Source organism: Lentibacter algarum (genome assembly GCF_018860975.1).
GTDB lineage: Bacteria > Pseudomonadota > Alphaproteobacteria > Rhodobacterales > Rhodobacteraceae > Lentibacter > Lentibacter algarum_A.
In genome coordinates this window covers 81,122-99,923 of record NZ_JAHKQI010000005.1, presented here as the reverse complement: position 1 = coordinate 99,923, position 18,802 = coordinate 81,122, and the positions used below count along the sequence as shown (strand labels likewise).

Here is an 18,802-nt window from a genome sequence, read left to right as displayed (position 1 = left end):
CGAGGTAAACATGGCATATCAGGCACGTGGACGTGATCCGCTTCTTGACAGCAACATGGCGCAGGCCATCGAAAAACGCGGCAAAGAGCTGATCGGCATTGCTTTGCTGGTAGTGGCCGCCGCCGCCGCCGCGATGATCGCCTCCTATACCCCGTCTGATCCTTCTTGGCTTTCAGCAACCGATGCGCCAGTGCAAAACTGGCTCGGCGGCTTTGGCGCTTCAATTGCCGCACCGCTGTTTATGATCGTCGGTTGGGGCAGCTGGGGCATCGCTATCGCCCTCGCCGCTTGGGGCGTCCGCTTCGCACTACACCGTGGCGAAGAACGCGCCGTTGGCCGCCTGATCTTCGCGCCCATCTGGATCGCTTTGCTAGCGATCTACGCCGCAACCCTCGTGCCAAGCGAAAGCTGGACACACAGCTTTGGCCTCGGTGGTTTGTTTGGCGACACAGTGCTCGGAAGCCTCCTCAGCCTCCTGCCTGTCAGCGCAACCTTTGGCCTCAAAGTTATCTCCTTGCTTCTCGGCGTAGCAATGTTGACGCTCGGCGCCTTCGTTCTCGGCTTCACAAGAGTTGAGCTGCGTTACCTCGCCCGCTTCCTGATGATCGGCACAATCATGGCTTACGCAGCTTTGATGACACTGCTTGGTCGCACCGCAACCGGCGCAGTTTCTGCCGCTGGAGCCATGCAAGAGCGCAACCGCGCGCGCCGCGAACAACGCGCTATCGAACGCGCCGAAGCCGCCGATTGGGCTGCTTTGCAAGATGTGCAAGTGCTTGAAAACACACCCCAAGCCGAGCCATCTCTTCACAACGAGCCGCCCATGACAGCGCCCGCTCCAGAAGTTGACGCCAAGCCTGGCCTAATGGCCCGCATGCCCGGCCTTATCCGCCGCTCAGAGCCCGAGCTGACAGAAATGCCGGAGCCCGAACTGGTAGAGGCCGAGCCGCATTTTGACACCTATACCGCCGAGCATGGCCCAGCTGATGACCGCATCAAGGCCAAAATCGCTGATGTCATCAAATCGCGCGAAGTTCCTGATCCCGACGTAATTGCCAAGTCGGTCACGCCTCTCACAATGGGCCGCGGCCGTGGGCCCGACCCCTTGGTTCTCAACGCCATGCCAACATCCGAACTTCCGCCAGAGCCTCCGCTCACTGGCGCACATATGGCGCAGCCTATGGCTGAAGTTGTCGAAGCACCTATGGCATTTGCGCAGGATGATGATGAGCTGATAGAGGAGCCGCTCTACCAAGAAGCCGCACAGCCGACGCCTCAAGCAGCTCCACAGCCAGTCCCACAGCCAGCTCCACAACCAATGGCAATTCCGGTTCCCGAGCACAAAAAGGTTGTTCAACACACGCCCAAAAAGCCAGCACCGGTTTCAACCCGTGCCAAGGCCGAGGCGCAGCCAAAATTCAAGTTTGAAGACAACCGCCCTGCCTACGAACTGCCGCCACTCAACTTGCTCGCCGATCCTGTTTCGATCAAGCGCCACCAGCTGTCTGATGAAGCGCTGGAAGAGAACGCCCGCATGCTTGAAGTCGTGCTTGATGACTACGGCGTCAAAGGCGAGATCGTTTCTGTCCGCCCCGGCCCCGTTGTGACTATGTATGAACTTGAGCCTGCTCCGGGCCTCAAGGCGTCGCGAGTTATTGGCCTGTCTGACGACATCGCCCGCTCGATGTCAGCGCTTTCGGCCCGTGTCAGCACGGTTCCCGGCCGCTCGGTTATCGGTATCGAACTGCCCAACGACAACCGCGAGATGGTTAACTTCCGCGAGATCCTTTCTGGCCGCGACTTTGGCGATGGCACGCACAAACTCCCGCTTGTTCTCGGCAAGGACATTGGCGGCGACCCGGTTGTTGCCAACCTCGCCAAAATGCCTCACCTGCTCATCGCGGGGACAACCGGCTCTGGTAAATCAGTCGCGATCAACACCATGATCCTGTCGCTGCTTTACAAGCTTTCACCTGAAGAGTGCCGGATGATCATGATTGACCCGAAGATGCTCGAACTCTCGGTTTATGACGGCATTCCGCATCTGCTCTCCCCTGTTGTAACCGACCCCAAGAAGGCCGTTGTTGCCCTCAAATGGACAGTCGGCGAAATGGAAGAGCGCTACCGCAAGATGTCAAAAATGGGCGTGCGCAACATCGACGGCTACAACAGCCGCGTCGCTGATGCGCTTGCCAAAGGCGAGACATTCTCGCGCACCGTCCAGACAGGGTTTGACGACGACACTGGCGAACCCGTGTTTGAGACAGAAGAGATCATCCCCGAGAAAATGCCCTACATCGTCGTTATCGTCGATGAGATGGCCGACTTGATGATGGTCGCTGGTAAAGAGATCGAAGCCTGCATCCAGCGCCTCGCTCAGATGGCCCGTGCTTCAGGTATTCACATCATCATGGCAACACAACGCCCCTCTGTTGACGTGATCACCGGCACGATCAAAGCCAACTTCCCGACACGTATCTCGTTTCAGGTTACGTCGAAAATCGACAGCCGCACTATCCTTGGTGAGATGGGCGCCGAACAACTCCTCGGCATGGGCGACATGCTCTACATGGCTGGCGGCGCGAAGATAACCCGTTGCCACGGCCCGTTTGTCGCTGATGAGGAAGTTGAAGAAATCGTCAACCATCTCAAAGCCTACGGCCCGCCTGAGTATGTCTCAGGTGTTGTGCAAGGCCCGCCCGACGACAACGCCGGCAACATCGACGCCGTGCTTGGGCTTGGTGGCAACACCGACGGCGAGGACGCGCAATACGACGAGGCAGTCGCCATCGTGATCAAAGATCGCAAATGCTCAACCTCCTACATCCAACGCAAGCTTTCGATCGGCTATAACAAAGCCGCGAAGCTCGTGGAGCAGATGGAAGAAGAAGGCCTGATCTCGGCGGCAAATCATGTTGGAAAACGCGAGATATTGGTTCCTGAACAGCATTAAGGCGGTTTTTCGCCATCAAGAGGCCGGTTGATATCGCATATCAGCCGGCCTTTGCTTACTTTCCCCCTAAAGCAGACGTGCAAACCCGCGCGCGACACATTAGGTAAAGAGCATGAAACTAAAACATATTTTTCTGGCCCCAGTCCTGGCCCTTTCGCTCGCTGGCCCTGTCAGCGCTGACAAGCTCTCGCTCGGCGCTCTGTCCAAGTATCTTAACGCGATGAAGACTGCCAAAGGCGCCTTCACCCAGATCAACGATGATGGAAGTATTTCCACCGGCACGATCTACATCAAACGCCCCGGCAAGATCAGGTTTGAGTATAACCCACCCGAGAAAACTCTGGTGCTCGCCAGCTCTAATACAGTGGCGATCTTTGACCCCAAAACAAAGCAGGGCCCCGAGACATACCCCCTCGCCCGCACACCACTGTCGATCATCCTTGCACGCAATGTTGACTTGGCCCGCGCCAATATGGTCGTCGGTCACAGCTATGACGGCACGGCAACAACCATCACCGCGCAAGACCCGGCGCACCCGGAGTATGGCAACATACAGCTGAAGTTCACGTCAAACCCGACAGAGCTGCGTCAATGGATCATCAACGACAATGGCGGCTCAAGCACGACAGTTGTTTTGGGTGATCTGCAAAAAGGCGTCGGCATGGCCAACAAGCTTTTTGACATCGGTATCAACACGCAAGAACGTGCGGGCCGCTAAAACGTTTCACATTATTGTTGGGTTTCAAGAATAATGCGAAACGTGCGCTGTTTCTTTAGGATGTGGGCGTATCAATCTCAAGCTGAGACACAACTTGTCTCAAAACGCTTTTAACCCGCACGCACTTAGAAGCGTTTGAAAGCCCGGCAGCCTGCAAGTTGCGACTTGTAAGTGATAGAACGCTGCCCGACTTCGCCAGCAACCCGCATCAACCAAGCCTTGCGCTTGTAAGTGCCGCGCGCATATCCCGTGTGCCCGTCATGATAGGCAAGATACTGGTTGCGTGCATCCGTCAGGCTGATGCCGTTCCGCTCGCGCGTGATGTTCATGTAGTACCCCATGAAGTCAGCCGCATCGCGAATGTTGTTGCGCTTGGCACTAAAGTTGCCGGTCTTTTGCTTGTATTCCTTCCACGTTCCGTCAAGCGCCTGACTATAGCCATATGCACTCGACTGACGCCCCATGGGAATCACGCCAAGAGTATACCTGAACGGCGGTCGCGCTTCTGACTTGAACTTGCTCTCTTGGTAAAGCGTCGCCATCAGAACATGCGCCGGCACATTCCATTTACGTTCAGCGGCACGGAATGCCCCCACAAATTTCGGGCGCTCTTTCAAAATCGCACATGCATTATCCAGCTCGCGTGGCGCGTCTGAATATTGCCCTCCGCCACAACTGGCAAGAAGTGTTACAACCATGATAGCGCAAAGGATTCTGCTCATCTGCCCCTCGCAATTTTTGTTTTTATTTTGCAGTCACCATAGCGCAATCGCCCGCAAATCAAAATCACAATCACGCTTTTTGAGCGCATTATTGCGTGTTTTCTACAGGTTGTGGTTTGACAAACTGTTGGCACATGCTTCACACAGTGTTTCCGTCAAATTCGACGTGAAAAATGGACATTTACCCTCATGAAGCGTTAATGTGCTGCTATAGGGGCTAAAACAAAATGATTAGAACACGCGCTAAATATCACTTGGGCCAAGTGGTCAAACACAAGAAACACCCGTTCCGCGGCGTGGTTTTTGATGTTGATCCCGAGTTTTCAAACTCCGACGAATGGTATGCCGCTATCCCCGAAGACAGCCGCCCACGCAAAGAGCAGCCGTTTTATCATCTGCTCGCCGAAAATGATCAGAGCTATTATGTGGCCTATGTTTCCGAACAAAACCTGATCGCCGATTACTCAGGCCAGCCTGTCGATCACCCAGACATCCCTGATCTCTTCGGCCCGTTTGAAGACGGCCTCTACCCGCTGCACTTCCAGCTCAACTAAGCCTCAACAGGCCTGCCCTCTTCCTTCCAGAGCTTAAATCCGCCATCCATTTCGGCAACATTTGTTGCGCCCATGTCTTGCAATGCTTTCGTTGCCAATGACGAGCGCCAAGCCCCTGCGCAGAACAGGATGATCTTCTTGTCCGTCGCGAACGCTTCCTTGTGGTAGGGGCTTGCGGGATCAAACCAGAACTCGAGCATTCCGCGTGGTGCCTTCAACGCCCCCGGAAACTTGCCTTCCCGTTCAAGCTCACGCGGGTCTCTGATATCAACCACAAGCGCCTCACCCGCTTGCGCAAGTCGCCAAACTTCATCGCGGCTAAGTGTTTCAATCTCTTCTTTCGCTCGCAGCACAAGCTCTTTTACTGGCGTAATTGTCATCTTAATATCCTATCGCTGAGCCGTCTTTTCGAGGGTCGGAGGCGCCTTCAAGCAAGCCATCGTCACGGATAAGCACAGCCTGCGCACCGCCAATCGGCCCATCAGGCACGTTAACACTATGCCCCATTTCCGCCAGTTCGGCCCGCACCGCATCTGAATACCCTTTCTCGACCTTCATTGCGTTGCCGTCTGAAAAGGCCCGCGGCGCGTCAATCGCCGTTTGAGCGTCCATGCCAAAGTCCTGTATGTTACTAACAAACCGCGCATGTCCGCAGGGCTGATACGCTCCGCCCATCACACCAAACGGCATAATCGCCTTACCCGATTGCGCCAACATCCCCGGAATGATTGTATGCATCGGTCTCTTGCTTGCGCCGTAAGCGTTCGGATGCGCGGCATCAAGCGTAAAGCCTGCACCGCGATTTTGCAGCAAAATCCCAAACTTCTCGCTGGCGATACCTGAGCCAAACCCATGAAAAATAGAGTAAATCAGGCTTACTGACATTCGGTTTTCATCAACTACAGTGATGTAGACCGTGTCTTTGTGCACCGCTTCGCTCAGCTCGGCAGCGGCTTTCATCGCCTTCTTTGGGTCAATCAATTCGGCCAACTTCTTGGCTGTTTCCGGCGCTAGCATGTGCTCCAGATGCGTCGTCATATCCGGATCAGCAATAAACCGGTTGCGTGCATCGTAAGCCAGCTTGGTAACTTCCGCTTCAATATGCGCGCGTTCAGCGCCAAGCGGATCCATGCCGGCAATGTCAAACTCCGCCAACATGTTGAGCATCAGGTTCGCTGTCGCTCCTTGCCCGTTCGGCGGGTGCTCAAGCAAGTCGACGCCTTTGTATGGGCCTCCAACAGGGTCAGTGTAAAAGCACTCGGCCTGCGCAAAGTCCTGTGCCGAGTGCACCCCGCCAACTTCGGCCAAAGCGGCGACCATGTCCTCCGCAACCTCACCTTCGTAAAAGCCCTTGCGCCCGTCTTTCGCAATTTTACGCAGCACCTTTGCTTGCCCCGGTGCTGCGAAGATCTGCCCCGCTTTCGCTGGTTTTCCGTTCAATAGATAGTGTGTTTTTCCGTGCCCTTGTAGAGCCTTACCCGCTTCGGGCCAGTCAAACGCTACACGCTGCGCAACGGGAACTCCCTCTTCTGCATAGCGGATCGCCGGTGCAAGGATGTCGGCCAAACCCAGCTTTCCGTAGTCTTCCGACAGCGTGCAAAACGCTTCGACAGCCGTGGGGATCGTCACAGCTTCTGGCCCTCGCAACGGCACCGTCTTGTGTCCGGCGGCTTTCAACGCCGCCAAGTCAGCGGCAGCAGGAGCGCGCCCCGAGCCGTTCAGCGCCTTGATATCGCTGTTCTCATCGGCTTGAAAAAGCACAAAGCAATCGCCGCCGAGTCCCGTCATCTGTGGCTCGCATATGCCCAGCAGCACGGCCCCGGCGATCGCAGCATCCATAGCGTTGCCGCCACGCTCCATGATATCAACAGCCACTTTCGCCGCCAGTGGGTGCGAAGTCGCGCACATGCCGTTGCTCGCTAGAACAGGCGATCTGCCCGGAAAATGAAAGTCGCGCATATGTCTCTCCCTGAATCACATAAAAGACTAAGCTGCGCACCGACCAATGCCAATGCGCTTTCAGACCAAACTTATCAGGAGAAGTAAGTGCCTCGACGCCGCGCACTGGGTGGGGGCTGTTAATACACAGCGCCGAGGGAAGCTATATGCAGCTACCCTCCCTATATCACATCTGAATCCGGCAAAGATTCGAGCGCATTGCGGCATTTTTGAGAAGTTGGCAGTTTTCACGAAACCGGCGATGCGCCTAGGCACAGCCTTCGACCGGAATAGAAAACGCCAGAATATTACGATGTTCACGTCGTTGATACACCAGATCACATGCGAGATTGCGCACCAGGTACCAGCCGAATCCGCCTTCTGGCAGAGCGGCAAGAGGCCTATCAAAACTTGGCAATTCACCCTCGGGCAGCTCTTCAAACGGCAGCATCACCCCTTGGTCTTCTACTTTGAATCGCAGCACATGTACTGAAGGCACACAGGACACATGAATAGAACCGGAGGCTCCCTCACAATAAGCGTGTTCAACAACATTGTTGAGAACTTCGCCCAACACGATCTCGATCGAGCCAAGATCATCAGCGCTCAGCGCCAGTGATGAAAGCTCGTGCCGAAGTTGCGCGAGCGCATGGCGAACTGACAAATTCTCGCCGGGAAACTCAAACAAGATCTCCGGTAAGAGATGCCCCCGTCTTCGCCTAGAGCTTACAACTTTTCCCCGTCGCATCTCAGCCTGCCTGATAGATTTTTTCTACTTCAGCTGATTGTGCATAGATGGTGAAAATTGAATCCATCCTCGTCAGCCTAAAAACCTTCTCAACCGTCGGGGTCAGCGCAGCGAGATCAAGCCGCTTGGTGCCGCCCATCAGCTTCATCACAGAAACAATCGCCCCGAGCCCGCTTGAGTCGATAAACCCGACTTCACTCAGATCAAGAACCACATGGCTGATGCCGCTTTTTCCAGTGATCTCGCGCATGTTTTGCTTGAAAGAAATCGCCGCAGCGGCGTCAATCCGCGGGGCATCAACTTTAACAATCAAAACATCACTTGTCTCTTTACAGCTGAATTCCATATCTTGCTCCGCTACCGTAGAAATACTTGATTCACGACTAAGGCTAGACCACAAACCTTTCTTTTCTGTATGCAGATAGAGACAATTAGAAAGGTCTTGCTATGAAACAGGTTGTTATCGCTGGTGCTGCCCGCACGCCAATGGGCGGATTTCAGGGTGTCTTTGATGGTGTTCCAGCTGCGAAGCTCGGAGGTGCCGCTATCAAAGCCGCGCTTGATAATGCAGGCGCGCGCACAGTTGACGAGTTGCTCATGGGTTGCGTTCTGCCCGCAGGCCAAGGCCAAGCACCCGCACGGCAAGCCGGTTTCGCCGGTGGTCTGGGTGAAGATGTTCCCGCAACCACCCTCAACAAAATGTGTGGCTCGGGGATGAAAGCAACGATGATGGGCGTTGACCAGATCGCACTCGGTCACGCCGAGACCATGGTCACTGGCGGCATGGAATCAATGTCAAATGCGCCGTATATTCTGGAAAAGATGCGGTCTGGTGCACGTATCGGTCACCAGAAAGTGCTCGATCACATGTTTCTTGATGGTCTGGAAGACGCCTATGACAAGGGCCGCCTCATGGGTTCCTTCGCCGAAGACTGTGCAGAGAAGTTTCAGTTCACCCGCGACGCACAAGACGCATATGCCATCGGCTCGCTCAATGGCGCGCTTGAGGCGATCGGCTCAGGCGCCTTCAGCGAAGAAGTTGCACCCGTCACCCTCACAACCCGCAAGGGCGATGTGACGATCTCTGAAGACGAGCAACCCGCAAAAGCCCGCCCCGAGAAGATCCCGACGCTCAAGCCAGCCTTTCGCGACGGCGGCACAGTGACCGCAGCAAATGCCTCGTCAATATCTGATGGTGCCGCCGCTTTGGTGCTCGCATCTGAAGACGCCGCAAAGGCCCAGGGCCTCAACATCCGTGCACGCGTTGTCGGCCACGCAAGCCACGCCCAAGCTCCGGGCTGGTTTTCAACCGCGCCCATCCCAGCGACGCAAAAACTGCTCGCAAATATCGGTTGGAGCAAAGACGATGTCGACCTCTGGGAAGTCAACGAAGCTTTTGCCGTGGTGCCTATGGCTTTCATGCACGAGTTGGGTATTTCGCGTGACAAAATGAACGTCAACGGCGGCGCCTGTGCGCTCGGGCATCCCATCGGCGCTTCGGGCGCTCGCATCATTGTGACCTTGCTGAACGCTTTAGAGAAGCGCGGCCTCAAACGCGGTGTCGCCGCGATCTGCATCGGTGGCGGTGAAGGCACAGCCATCGCGATCGAACGCGTGTAACGGGATGCGCATCGACTATCCCAATATCGCCAAAGTCATCGCCTCGCTCACCGAAGGAGAAACCGATGAAGTCGCCCTTATGGCGACGGTTGTTTGTGAGTTGCATCATGCTGACGACAGGTTTGACTGGACAGGCTTTTACCGCGTAACAGAGCCTGATTTGCTTAAAATCGGCCCCTATCAAGGCGGTCACGGTTGCCTGCAAATCCCGTTTTCCCGCGGGGTTTGTGGTGCCGCCGCGCGCATGGCCGAAGTGCAGCTGGTTGATGATGTCGACGCATTCCCCGGTCACATAGCCTGCGCGTCTTCAACCCGCTCTGAAGTCGTTTTGCCGGTGTTCAACGCAGGTGGCGACGTCATCGCTGTGCTAGACATCGACAGCAACCAACCAGCAGCTTTCGATGAGTCTGATGCAACCGCCCTTACAGCCATCCTTGAGGCTGTTTTCACCCGTTCGTGAAAAAATGCTTTGAAATTTCATCAACCTGAGCCATCGTGAAATTACTGTAGATTTTTTCACGAGATTCGCATGCATCAATCGCGGCAAATGTCACAAACCCTAGGCGCCGACATGCGAGCGCTGCGCAAAGCGCGTGGGCTGACACTGTCTGATCTCGCCGACACTCTAGGCCGCTCCGTTGGTTGGCTCAGTCAGGTTGAGCGTGACATGTCGGAACCCTCGATCACCGACCTGCGCCACATCGCTAAGGCGCTCGATGTTTCGGTGTCGATGCTTTTTTCACATGCACCCGCCCCCGCTGGTGAGGCGGGATATGTCGTGCGCAAAGCAACACGGCGGCCCATCGGCTCCGGTGAAGCGGGGCTGGTGGAAGAACTCTTGTCACCCGACCTGACAGACGACTTCGAGATGGTGCATTCCACCTTCGAGCCGCACAGCCAAATCGGCGAAACCGTCACCCGCCCAACCCAAGAAGTCGGATATCTGATCTCTGGCAAGCTTGATCTGGTGATCGGGGGCAAGGCTTTTACTATCAACCCCGGCGACAGTTTTCGCATTCGAGGAGAGCCGTTCAAGTGGATCAACCCCTACGACAAACCCGCAGTCGCAATTTGGGCGATCGCCCCGCCGGTGTATTGAAATGAGCTTTGAAGCATGGACAGTATTCGCGCTGTTCTGGGTCGTTTTCGTCACGACACCGGGGCCAAACGCAGTCAACTGCATCCAAACCGGCATGCAGCTTGGCTTCATGCGCACTTTGCCAGCCGTCGCTGGCATCCTTACACAAGCCTCATTGTTCTTGGCGCTTTCGGCACTTGGAATCACCGCGCTCATCGCCGCCTCACCCGAAGCTTTTCAAGCCCTCAAACTCCTCGGCGCGGCTTTCCTGATCTATCTGGGCCTTCGCTCAATCCTCACCGCACACAAGCCAATCAAAGCTGGCAAGCAAGCTGCGAACTCAGTCTATTGGCGTGCCTTTGCGATCGCCACGATCAACCCGAAGTCTGTCGCAGGATATCTCGCCGCTTTCAGCCAGTTTGTTGATCCTAACACACCGATACTAGCACAAATGTGGGTGATCGTTCCAACAGCCCTCACCCTAACGACCCTGAGTTACTGCACCTACACTGCCCTCGGCGCGGGGCTCGGCAAGCTGGCACTCGGCGCCGTCATGGGCGTCTGGTTTCGCCGTATCATGGGCGGCTTTTTCATCGCCTACGGCATTGCCCTAGGCACATATTCGGGAAGAGCAGCATGACTTCAGGAACTTGCCTCTGCGGTGCCTGCCGCTTCGAAACATCTGCACCGCCTCTTGGCCCGTCAATGTGCCACTGTGCATTGTGTCGTGCACAATCAGGCGGCGTGTGGTCGTCAGCCTACGTCGCACGCGCCGATCTGCACATCTCTGGCCCCGTAAAATGGTTCGCTTCTAGCGCGAACGCCCGCCGCGGTTTCTGCCCAGACTGCGGCAGCTTCCTGTTCTGGGAAGCACTTGACGAAACAACGACAAGCTTCTCTCTCGGCAGCATCAAAAATCCGACAGGCATCAAGCTAGAAAAGCACATTTTTACAGCGAACAAAGGCGACTATTACGACATCACCGATGGCTTGCCACAGAAGGAATGAGCCCTTGATAGAGACATTTTTGAATATGGACACAGGGCTGATCCTCGCTTTCGTCAGCGCCGGTATCTTGCTCAACCTCACCCCGGGCGCTGATGTGGCATTCGCAATGGCGTCCGGCATGTCTGGCGGGCCGAAATCCGGCATCGCCGCCGCCTTCGGTATCACACTCGGCGGCCTCACGCATATGCTGCTCGCGGTTGTCGGCCTCTCCGCCGCGCTCAAAGCCGTACCGCATGCCTATGACGTCATCCGCTATCTCGGCGCAGGCTACCTGCTCTACCTCGCCTATAAGTCATGGAACAGCGATCCTCAGGCAAGCGCAACAGGTGAAAACAGTCTCTATCCCGCCCTAAAACGCGGCATCATCACCAATATCCTCAACCCGAAAGTTGCACTCTTCTTCCTCGCTTTCTTTCCACAGTTCATCCGCCCTGAGGCCGGCCCAGCATGGCAGCAAATGCTCATTCTCGGGCTAATCTTCAATATCAACGGCTTTATCATCACGTCTGCCTACGGCGCTTTCGCAGGCCTCGCGCGCAACACGCTCTCCCGCTTCGGCGGCACGCTTAACAAACTCACATCAATCATCTTCGGCGGCCTCGCGGCGCGCCTCATCTGGGAGTAACCACAATGTCTGATTTTCCAAGCAAAGCCCGTGTTGTCATCATCGGCGGCGGCGTTGTCGGTTGCTCGTCGCTCTTTCACCTCGCCAAGAAGGGCTGGACAGACTGCGTGCTGCTCGAGAAAAACGAGCTGACAGCAGGCAGCACATGGCACGCGGCTGGCAACGTTCCGACGTTCTCAACCTCATGGTCGATCATGAACATGCAGCGTTACTCAACCGAGCTCTACGCTGGCCTCGGCGAAGCCGTCGACTACCCGATGAACTATCACCAAACCGGCTCCATCCGCCTCGCTCACACCAAAGAGCGTATGCAAGAGTTCGAGCGCGCAATGGCGATGGGCCGCTACCAAGGCATCGAGATGGAGATGTGGACGCCCGAGCAAGCGAAAGAGCGCTATCCGTTTCTCGAAACTCACGATCTCCTCGGCGTGCTCTGGGATCCCTCAGATGGTGACATCGACCCGGCTCAGCTCACCCAAGCCCTCGCCAAAGGCGCGCGCGACATGGGTGCCAAGATCATGCGCTTTTGTCCCGCGACGGGCGTCACACAACAGCCCGACGACAGCTGGATCGTTCACACCGAAAAGGGCGATATCGCTTGCGATTACGTGGTCAATGCTGCGGGCTACTATGCCCAGCGCGTTGGCGAGTGGTTCAAGCCTTACGGCGGTCGCACCCTGCCGATGATGGTGATGGAGCACCAGTATTTGCTCACCGAACAGATCCCCGAAGTTGAGGCATGGTCAAAGGAACACGGCACCAAACTGCCGCTCATCCGCGATGTTGATGTCTCTTACTACCTGCGCCAAGAGAAGAACGGCTACAACCTTGGCCCATACGAGCCAAACTGTAAATCACACTGGACAGACGCCAGTGACACCATGCCCGAGGACTTCTCTTTCCAACTCTGGCAGGAGGATCTCGACCGCATCGAAGACATCGTCACCGATGCGATGGAACGTGTGCCGCTCATGGCGCAGTCAGGCGTTAGCAGTGTCATCAACGGCCCGATCCCCTATGCGCCCGACGGCCTCCCGCTGATCGGCCCTATGCCCGGCGTGAAGAATGCGTTTGAAAACTGCGTGTTCACCTTCGGCATCGCCCAAGGCGGCGGCGCTGGTAAGGTGCTCGCAGAGTGGATCGTCGATGGCTCAACCGAATGGGACATGTGGGCCGTCGACCCGCGCCGCTACACTGACTACACCGATCAAGACTACTGCAACCAAAAGGGCATGGAAGTTTACGGCAACGAATACGCCATGCACTTCCCCCATCACGAATGGCCCGCTGCGCGCGACAAAAAGCTGTCGCCCGTGCACGACAAAGTCAAAGCCCAAGGCGGCGTCATGGGCGCTTACAACGGCTGGGAGCGCGCCAACTGGTTTGCGCAGGAAGGCGACGACACCAGCGAGCAAAGCACGCACACGTGGGGCCGCAAGGGCCCGTGGGCGCAGCGCGTGAAAGAAGAATGCGAAGCCGTGCGCGACCACGTCGGCGTGCTCGACTTGCCGGGCTTCTCTCGCTTCATGGTGCAGGGCGAGGGAGCGGCCGAAGCCCTCCGCGGCCTTGTCACCGGTGGCTTGCCTAAAGTCGGAAGAATGAACCTTGTCTACGTCTCCGATGATCGCGGGCGTATCTTGACGGAAATGTCATGTATGCGTCTTGGCGACGACCAGTTTGTGATGATCACCGCCGCGACAGCCCAGTGGCACGACCGCGACATTCTCATGAACGCCATGCCCGCGAGTGTCAGCGTTCAGGACGTCACAACAACTCGCGATACGCTTATCGTCACAGGCCCGGAGGCCCGCAACCTGCTGAGTGGTCTCACCGACGCTGACCTCTCGACAGGTTGGCTCACACACCAAGCCGCAACGGTGGCTGGTAAAGACGCACACCTCATTCGCGTTTCCTTCGCCGGAGAGCTTGGCTGGGAAGTGCATGCACTCAACGAGAACATGCCCGCAATCTATGAAGCAGTCATCGCAGCAGGGGCAAAACCCTTCGGTATGTATGCCCTCGACGCGCTGCGCCTCGAAAAAGGTTACCGCACCTGGAAGGGTGACCTCTCAACCGACTACTCGATGCTGGAGGGCGGGCTTGATCGCTTCGTGAAGCTCGACAAACCGCAAGATTTTCCTGGAAAAGCTGCTCTGCAAAGCGAGCGCCAACAAGGCAGCAAAAAGCGCTTTGTCACACTCACAGTTGAAGCTGGTGAAGCCGACGCACCCTACATGTCCTGTATCTACTCAGACAATGAAATCGTTGGGGAAACCACATCCGGTGGCTGGGGATATCGCGTCAACAAATCTATCGCTTTAGGCATGATTAGAGCCGATCTTGCTATCGCAGGCACCGAGCTTGAAATCGACATTTACGGCACCCGCTGCAAAGCCGTTGTGCAAGAAGACAAGCCCCTCTGGGACGCAGCCAATGATCGAATCCGCGCATGAGCAGCACAAAGCAGCCGTCTCGCCTTGTTGGCGCGCTCCTTTTGCTTGGCTACGCCTTTGGCGCGTATCTTTGTTACTTCGCCAGCAGCCTGTTCGGAGACGGCGGGTTTTTCATTAGCGCTGTTTTGCTATTCCCCCTCCTGATCGGCCTCGCGACCCAAACACTCACTGATCCAGATCAGAGTCATACCGCTTCTAAAAACTGGCAACGCAGCCTGATAGTCACAGCCATACTGGCGGTCGCTCTGTTCATCTTCCACATCGAAACCGTAATCTGCATTGCAATGGCCGTGCCAATTTTCCTACCGATGCAATACGTCGGCGTTTTACTAGCACGCGCCTCTCTGAAGCGCACACATGACTGGCTCAACCGCGACATTCTACGCGCCTCAACGCTCGTGCTGCCTCTGGCATTGCCCCTCGCAGGAATTGACATCACCTTCCCGGAGACCAACGCACAGGTGGTCAGTGAAATCGTCATAGATGCAAGCCCAAGCGTTGTCTGGGCCAACACCGAAGAGATAGCCGAGATCCAAGATGAAGAACGCATCAGCACGCTCTCGCATAGGTTTCTGCGCGCTCCTCGCCCCCTCGACGCGGTTGTAACCGGCAGCGTTCGTCAGCTGCGTTGGACAAAGGGGGTGCGGTTTCAGGAGCACATCACAAAGCGCGAGGAAAACCGGTTTCTGGAGTGGAAGTTCGTGTTCAACGACAAACAAACCCTCTCTGCGTTCGACCCGCATGTCTCGCCCGACAGCCGAGAACTTAAGCTAACGGGCGGCTCCTACAGGCTCAAAGAACTGCCCGATGGCAAAACGCGCCTTCACCTCGCAACAAACTACACCCTACGCACCCCGTTTAACCCATACCTCAAACTCTGGGGGTCGCTGTTTTTGAACGACTTTCACAACAGCGTGCTTCACGTGATCAAAACCAGATCGGAGACATCAACATGACACTTCCTTCTCACGCCCGCGTCGTCATCATTGGTGGCGGTGTTATCGGTTGTTCCGTCGCCTATCACCTCACAAAACTCGGCTGGAAAGACGTCGTTCTGCTTGAGCGCAAACAGCTCACTTCCGGCACGACATGGCACGCCGCAGGGCTCATCGCACAATTGCGCGCGACAGCCAACATGACCAAGCTGGCCAAGTATTCTCAAGAGCTTTACGGCAATTTAGAGACTGAAACAGGTGTCGCCACGGGCTTCAAGCGCGTTGGCTCGATAACTGCCGCGTTAACGGATGAGCGCCTCGAAGAGCTGCACCGCTCCGCCGGAATGGCCCGTGCTTTTGGCGTTGAGGTTGAGGAAATCTCGCCAAGTGAAATCAAACAGCGCTATGAGCACCTCAACATCGAAGGCGTCACTGGCGGTGTCTACTTGCCGCTTGACGGCCAAGGCGACCCTGCCAACATCGCCCTCGCCCTCGCCAAAGGCGCACGCCAAGGCGAGGCTATCGTGCAAGAGCGCGTCAAAGTCACAAATGTCGCCAAAGAGGGCCGCCGCATCACAGGCGTAGACTGGCAAGGTGAAGACGGAACTCAAGGCCACATCACCTGCGATCACGTCGTCAACTGCGCCGGAATGTGGGGCCATGAAGTTGGCCGCATGACAGGAACCAACGTCCCGCTCCACGCTTGCGAGCACTTCTACATCGTCTCCGAAGCCATCAAAGGCCTCACGCAAATGCCCGTGCTACGCGTCCCGGATGAATGCGCCTATTACAAGGAAGACGCCGGCAAAATGCTGCTCGGCGCGTTTGAACCTGTGTCAAAACCGTGGGCAATGGAGGGCATCCCCGAGAGCTTCGAGTTCGACCAACTGCAAGAAGATTTCGACCATTTCGAGCCAATCCTCGAGCAAGCGATCAACCGCATGCCGATGCTCGGCGAAGCAGGCATTCACACGTTCTTCAACGGCCCCGAAAGCTTCACACCCGATGACGCCTACCACCTTGGCCTTGCACCCGAGATGGACAACGTCTGGGTCGCCGCGGGCTTCAACTCGGTCGGCATCCAGTCAGCGGGCGGCGCTGGCCAAGCCCTCGCTGCGTGGATGGACACAGGCGAAAAGCCGTTTGACCTCGGCGATGTCGACATCTCGCGCATGCAGCCTTTCCAAGGCAACAAGCACTACCTGTTCGAGCGCTCCAAAGAGACACTCGGCCTGCTCTACGCTGACCACTTCCCTTTCCGTCAGAAGGCCACAGCCCGCGGCGTTCGCCGCACGCCTTTCCACGATCAACTCCTCGCACAGGGCGCTGTCATGGGCGAAATCGCCGGATGGGAGCGCGCCAACTGGTTCGCCAATGAGGGCCAGAAGCCCGAATACGATTACACCTGGAAGCGCCAGAACTGGTTTGAAAACCGCGCCGCCGAGCATGAAGCCATTCGCACAAACATCGGTATGTATGACATGTCATCTTTCGGCAAAATCCGCGTTGAAGGCCCTGACGCCGAGACCTTCCTCAACCACGTATGCGGCGCGAACATGTCCGTTCCAACCGGCAAGATCGTCTACACTCAGTTCCTCAACAACATCGGCGGAATAGAGGCAGACGTTACCGTTACCCGCCTCTCTGAAACCGCCTACCTCGTCGTTACCCCCGCCGCAACGCGCCTCGCTGACGAGACATGGCTGCGTCGCAATCTAGGCTCTAACTTAGCTGTTATCACCGATGTCACCGCCGGCGAAGGCGTCCTCGCCGTCATGGGGCCGAACGCCCGCGCGCTTTTGCAAGCCGTCTCACCCAACGACTTTTCTAACGAGGTTAACTCCTTCGGAACAGCGCAGGAAATCGAGCTCGGAATGGGCCTCGCCCGCGCCCATCGTGTCTCTTATGTTGGCGAGCTTGGCTGGGAGCTTTATGTCTCGTCAGACATGGCTCAACACGCGTTTGAAACGTTGCATGAAGCCGGCCAAAACCTTGGCCTTAAGCTCTGCGGTATGCACACAATGGACAGTTGCCGCGTTGAGAAAGCCTTCCGTCACTTCGGCCATGACATCACATCAGAAGACAATGTCGTTGATGCCGGCCTTAGCTTCGCAGTTGACCTCACAAAGCCCGACTTCATCGGCAAATCCGCCGTCGCTGCCCGCAAAGAAAGTGGCCCGCACGCCCGCATGGTGCAGTTTTTGCTCGAAGACAGCGAACCGCTCCTCTATCACAACGAGCCGATCATCCGTGACGGTGAAATCGTCGGCTATCTCACCTCTGGCGGCTACGGCCACACCCTCGGCGCATCTGTCGGCCTCGGTTATGTTCCGAGTAAGGGTGAAAAGCCCGCCGATGTTCTGGCATCAACCTATGAGATCGACGTCAAAGGCACACGCGTCAAAGCCAAAGCCTCGCTCCGCCCGATGTATGACCCCAAATCCGAGAGGGTCAAAGCCTAATGCGCCGCCTCTCCGCCGTCACCTACGTGGTGCCTTCCTACGACGAGGGCATCGCTTTTTTCACCGAGCAGCTCGGCTTCACCCTTATTGAGGACACACCGCTCACTGAAACAAAACGCTGGGTTCTCGTCGCCGCCGAGCCAACAAGCGAAACGCGATTCTTATTGGCAAAAGCCGACAATCAAGAACAGACGAAAGCCATCGGAAACCAAACCGGCGGCCGCGTTGGCTTCTTCCTTCATACCGACGACTTCGCAGCCGAGCACACCCGCATGCTCGCCGCCGGTGTCACCTTCAATGAAGAACCGCGCTACGAGCCCTATGGAACAGTCGCCGTCTTCCAAGACCCATGGGGCAACACATGGGATCTCATTGAATTCGCCAACTAGCCCTTGTTCGGCGTGCTTTCCCTTTACTGCAAAGCATCCTTAAACTTCAAAAACCGCGCGTCTTTCATCACTCGAGCGTTCATAGCGTCACGCAGCGCGCCGATGCTTTTGTAAGGCCGCATCACAACTTCAAACTTCGCAATCTTGCCCAAGTCATCAAGCGTGATCAAATCAACGCCAACCGCATCCAGCTCCCCGATTTTGCACTCAAACTCCAGCGCCCAATCATTGCCTTCACCCATAATCCGTCGGTATTTGAAGTTCTCGAAAACGTTTCCAACATGCCCCAAAAGCGCAGCAGCAGGCTCGGCCCCTGTCCAGGTTTTGTAGTAGGTCGGCGGCATAAACTGCACATCGTCAGCCAAGATTTCAATAATCTTGCCTTCGTCACCTGAAGTCACAATCTCGATCATTCTCTCAATCGTCGGATGCATTGTATCTCTCCCAAATTTCTGACTTCAACCTGACCTACTCTTGCCAGTATGCAAGACTTACGTGACGGCGTTTCAGTATTGAGCTCTGTGATGACCGGTGAACAAAATTTGATCACGAAACAGGTTTCGCCCCCCAACGCTTCCGCCTAAGCTTCCGCTCTGAAG

19 protein-coding genes are annotated in these 18,802 nt (G+C 56.3%); 13 read left to right on the top strand and 6 right to left on the bottom strand.

Annotation, left to right across the window (positions count from 1 at the left end; translation table 11 throughout):
• Positions 1-10: 10 nt before the first annotated feature.
• Both KO498_RS04790 and KO498_RS04785 read left to right on the top strand, forming a co-directional pair.
• The gene (locus KO498_RS04790) at positions 11-2,953 is read left to right on the top strand and encodes a DNA translocase FtsK (protein ID WP_215958753.1); all 2,943 of its coding nucleotides are present in this window, start codon (positions 11-13) and stop codon (positions 2,951-2,953) included.
• Between the two features lie 112 nt (positions 2,954-3,065).
• Positions 3,066-3,671: a LolA family protein gene (locus KO498_RS04785; protein ID WP_215958752.1), complete on the top strand. Its 606-nt coding sequence runs from the start codon at positions 3,066-3,068 to the stop codon at positions 3,669-3,671.
• Positions 3,672-3,796: 125 nt separating this feature from the next.
• On the opposite strand, the gene KO498_RS04780 is transcribed toward KO498_RS04785, so the two are convergent.
• Positions 3,797-4,393 carry a transglycosylase SLT domain-containing protein gene (locus KO498_RS04780; protein WP_215958751.1) on the bottom strand — a complete coding sequence of 199 codons (597 nt, stop codon included), beginning with the start codon at positions 4,391-4,393 and terminating at the stop codon, positions 3,797-3,799.
• A 227-nt stretch (positions 4,394-4,620) separates the two neighbouring features.
• On the opposite strand from KO498_RS04780, the gene hspQ reads away from it, so the two are divergent.
• Entirely contained in the window at positions 4,621-4,947 is a 327-nt protein-coding gene (gene hspQ, locus KO498_RS04775; RefSeq protein WP_215958750.1) for a heat shock protein HspQ, read from the top strand.
• Here the strand turns inward: hspQ and KO498_RS04770 are convergent.
• From KO498_RS04770 to KO498_RS04755, 4 genes are all read right to left on the bottom strand, one after another.
• Positions 4,944-5,327, bottom strand: a complete 384-nt coding sequence (locus KO498_RS04770; RefSeq protein WP_215958749.1) for a rhodanese-like domain-containing protein — start codon at positions 5,325-5,327, stop codon at positions 4,944-4,946. The two genes, hspQ and KO498_RS04770, sit on opposite strands and share 4 nt — an antisense overlap.
• Position 5,328: 1 nt before the next feature.
• Positions 5,329-6,906, bottom strand: a complete 1,578-nt coding sequence (locus tag KO498_RS04765) for a gamma-glutamyltransferase family protein (protein WP_215958748.1) — start codon at positions 6,904-6,906, stop codon at positions 5,329-5,331.
• Between the two features lie 247 nt (positions 6,907-7,153).
• Positions 7,154-7,573, bottom strand: a complete 420-nt coding sequence (locus KO498_RS04760) for an ATP-binding protein (protein ID WP_215958747.1) — start codon at positions 7,571-7,573, stop codon at positions 7,154-7,156.
• Between the two features lie 61 nt (positions 7,574-7,634).
• Positions 7,635-7,979 carry an STAS domain-containing protein gene (locus KO498_RS04755; protein ID WP_215958746.1) on the bottom strand — a complete coding sequence of 115 codons (345 nt, stop codon included), beginning with the start codon at positions 7,977-7,979 and terminating at the stop codon, positions 7,635-7,637.
• A 101-nt stretch (positions 7,980-8,080) separates the two neighbouring features.
• On the opposite strand from KO498_RS04755, the gene KO498_RS04750 reads away from it, so the two are divergent.
• The 10 genes from KO498_RS04750 to KO498_RS04705 all read left to right on the top strand — a co-directional run bounded on the left by KO498_RS04750 (position 8,081) and on the right by KO498_RS04705 (position 18,203).
• Positions 8,081-9,253, top strand: a complete 1,173-nt coding sequence (locus KO498_RS04750; RefSeq protein ID WP_215958745.1) for a thiolase family protein — start codon at positions 8,081-8,083, stop codon at positions 9,251-9,253.
• Between the two features lie 4 nt (positions 9,254-9,257).
• Positions 9,258-9,713, top strand: a complete 456-nt coding sequence (locus KO498_RS04745; RefSeq protein WP_215958744.1) for a GAF domain-containing protein — start codon at positions 9,258-9,260, stop codon at positions 9,711-9,713.
• A 69-nt stretch (positions 9,714-9,782) separates the two neighbouring features.
• Complete coding sequence (locus tag KO498_RS04740; RefSeq protein WP_215958743.1) at positions 9,783-10,352, top strand: helix-turn-helix domain-containing protein; 570 nt, start codon at positions 9,783-9,785, stop codon at positions 10,350-10,352.
• Position 10,353: 1 nt separating this feature from the next.
• Positions 10,354-10,971 (top strand): LysE family translocator, encoded by a 618-nt coding sequence (locus KO498_RS04735; protein WP_215958742.1) that lies wholly within the window; start codon positions 10,354-10,356, stop codon positions 10,969-10,971.
• On the top strand, positions 10,968-11,339 hold the full coding sequence (locus tag KO498_RS04730) for a GFA family protein (RefSeq protein WP_215958741.1): 372 nt from the start codon (positions 10,968-10,970) through the stop codon (positions 11,337-11,339). The genes KO498_RS04735 and KO498_RS04730 overlap by 4 nt, the downstream gene beginning before the upstream one ends.
• Positions 11,340-11,343: 4 nt before the next feature.
• Positions 11,344-11,964 (top strand): LysE family translocator, encoded by a 621-nt coding sequence (locus KO498_RS04725; protein ID WP_252731274.1) that lies wholly within the window; start codon positions 11,344-11,346, stop codon positions 11,962-11,964.
• Positions 11,965-11,969: 5 nt separating this feature from the next.
• Positions 11,970-14,417, top strand: coding sequence for a GcvT family protein (locus tag KO498_RS04720; protein WP_215958740.1), 2,448 nt, complete (start codon positions 11,970-11,972; stop codon positions 14,415-14,417).
• On the top strand, positions 14,414-15,373 hold the full coding sequence (locus tag KO498_RS04715; protein ID WP_215958739.1) for a hypothetical protein: 960 nt from the start codon (positions 14,414-14,416) through the stop codon (positions 15,371-15,373). The genes KO498_RS04720 and KO498_RS04715 overlap by 4 nt, the downstream gene beginning before the upstream one ends.
• On the top strand, positions 15,370-17,814 hold the full coding sequence (locus KO498_RS04710) for a GcvT family protein (RefSeq protein ID WP_215958738.1): 2,445 nt from the start codon (positions 15,370-15,372) through the stop codon (positions 17,812-17,814). Before KO498_RS04715 ends, KO498_RS04710 begins: the two co-directional genes overlap by 4 nt.
• Entirely contained in the window at positions 17,814-18,203 is a 390-nt protein-coding gene (locus KO498_RS04705) for a VOC family protein (RefSeq protein ID WP_215958737.1), read from the top strand. Before KO498_RS04710 ends, KO498_RS04705 begins: the two co-directional genes overlap by 1 nt.
• Before the next feature lie 23 nt (positions 18,204-18,226).
• On the opposite strand, the gene KO498_RS04700 is transcribed toward KO498_RS04705, so the two are convergent.
• A complete protein-coding gene (locus KO498_RS04700; RefSeq protein WP_215958736.1) occupies positions 18,227-18,637 on the bottom strand; it encodes a nuclear transport factor 2 family protein in 411 nt (136 codons plus the stop codon).
• Positions 18,638-18,802 lie beyond the last annotated feature (165 nt).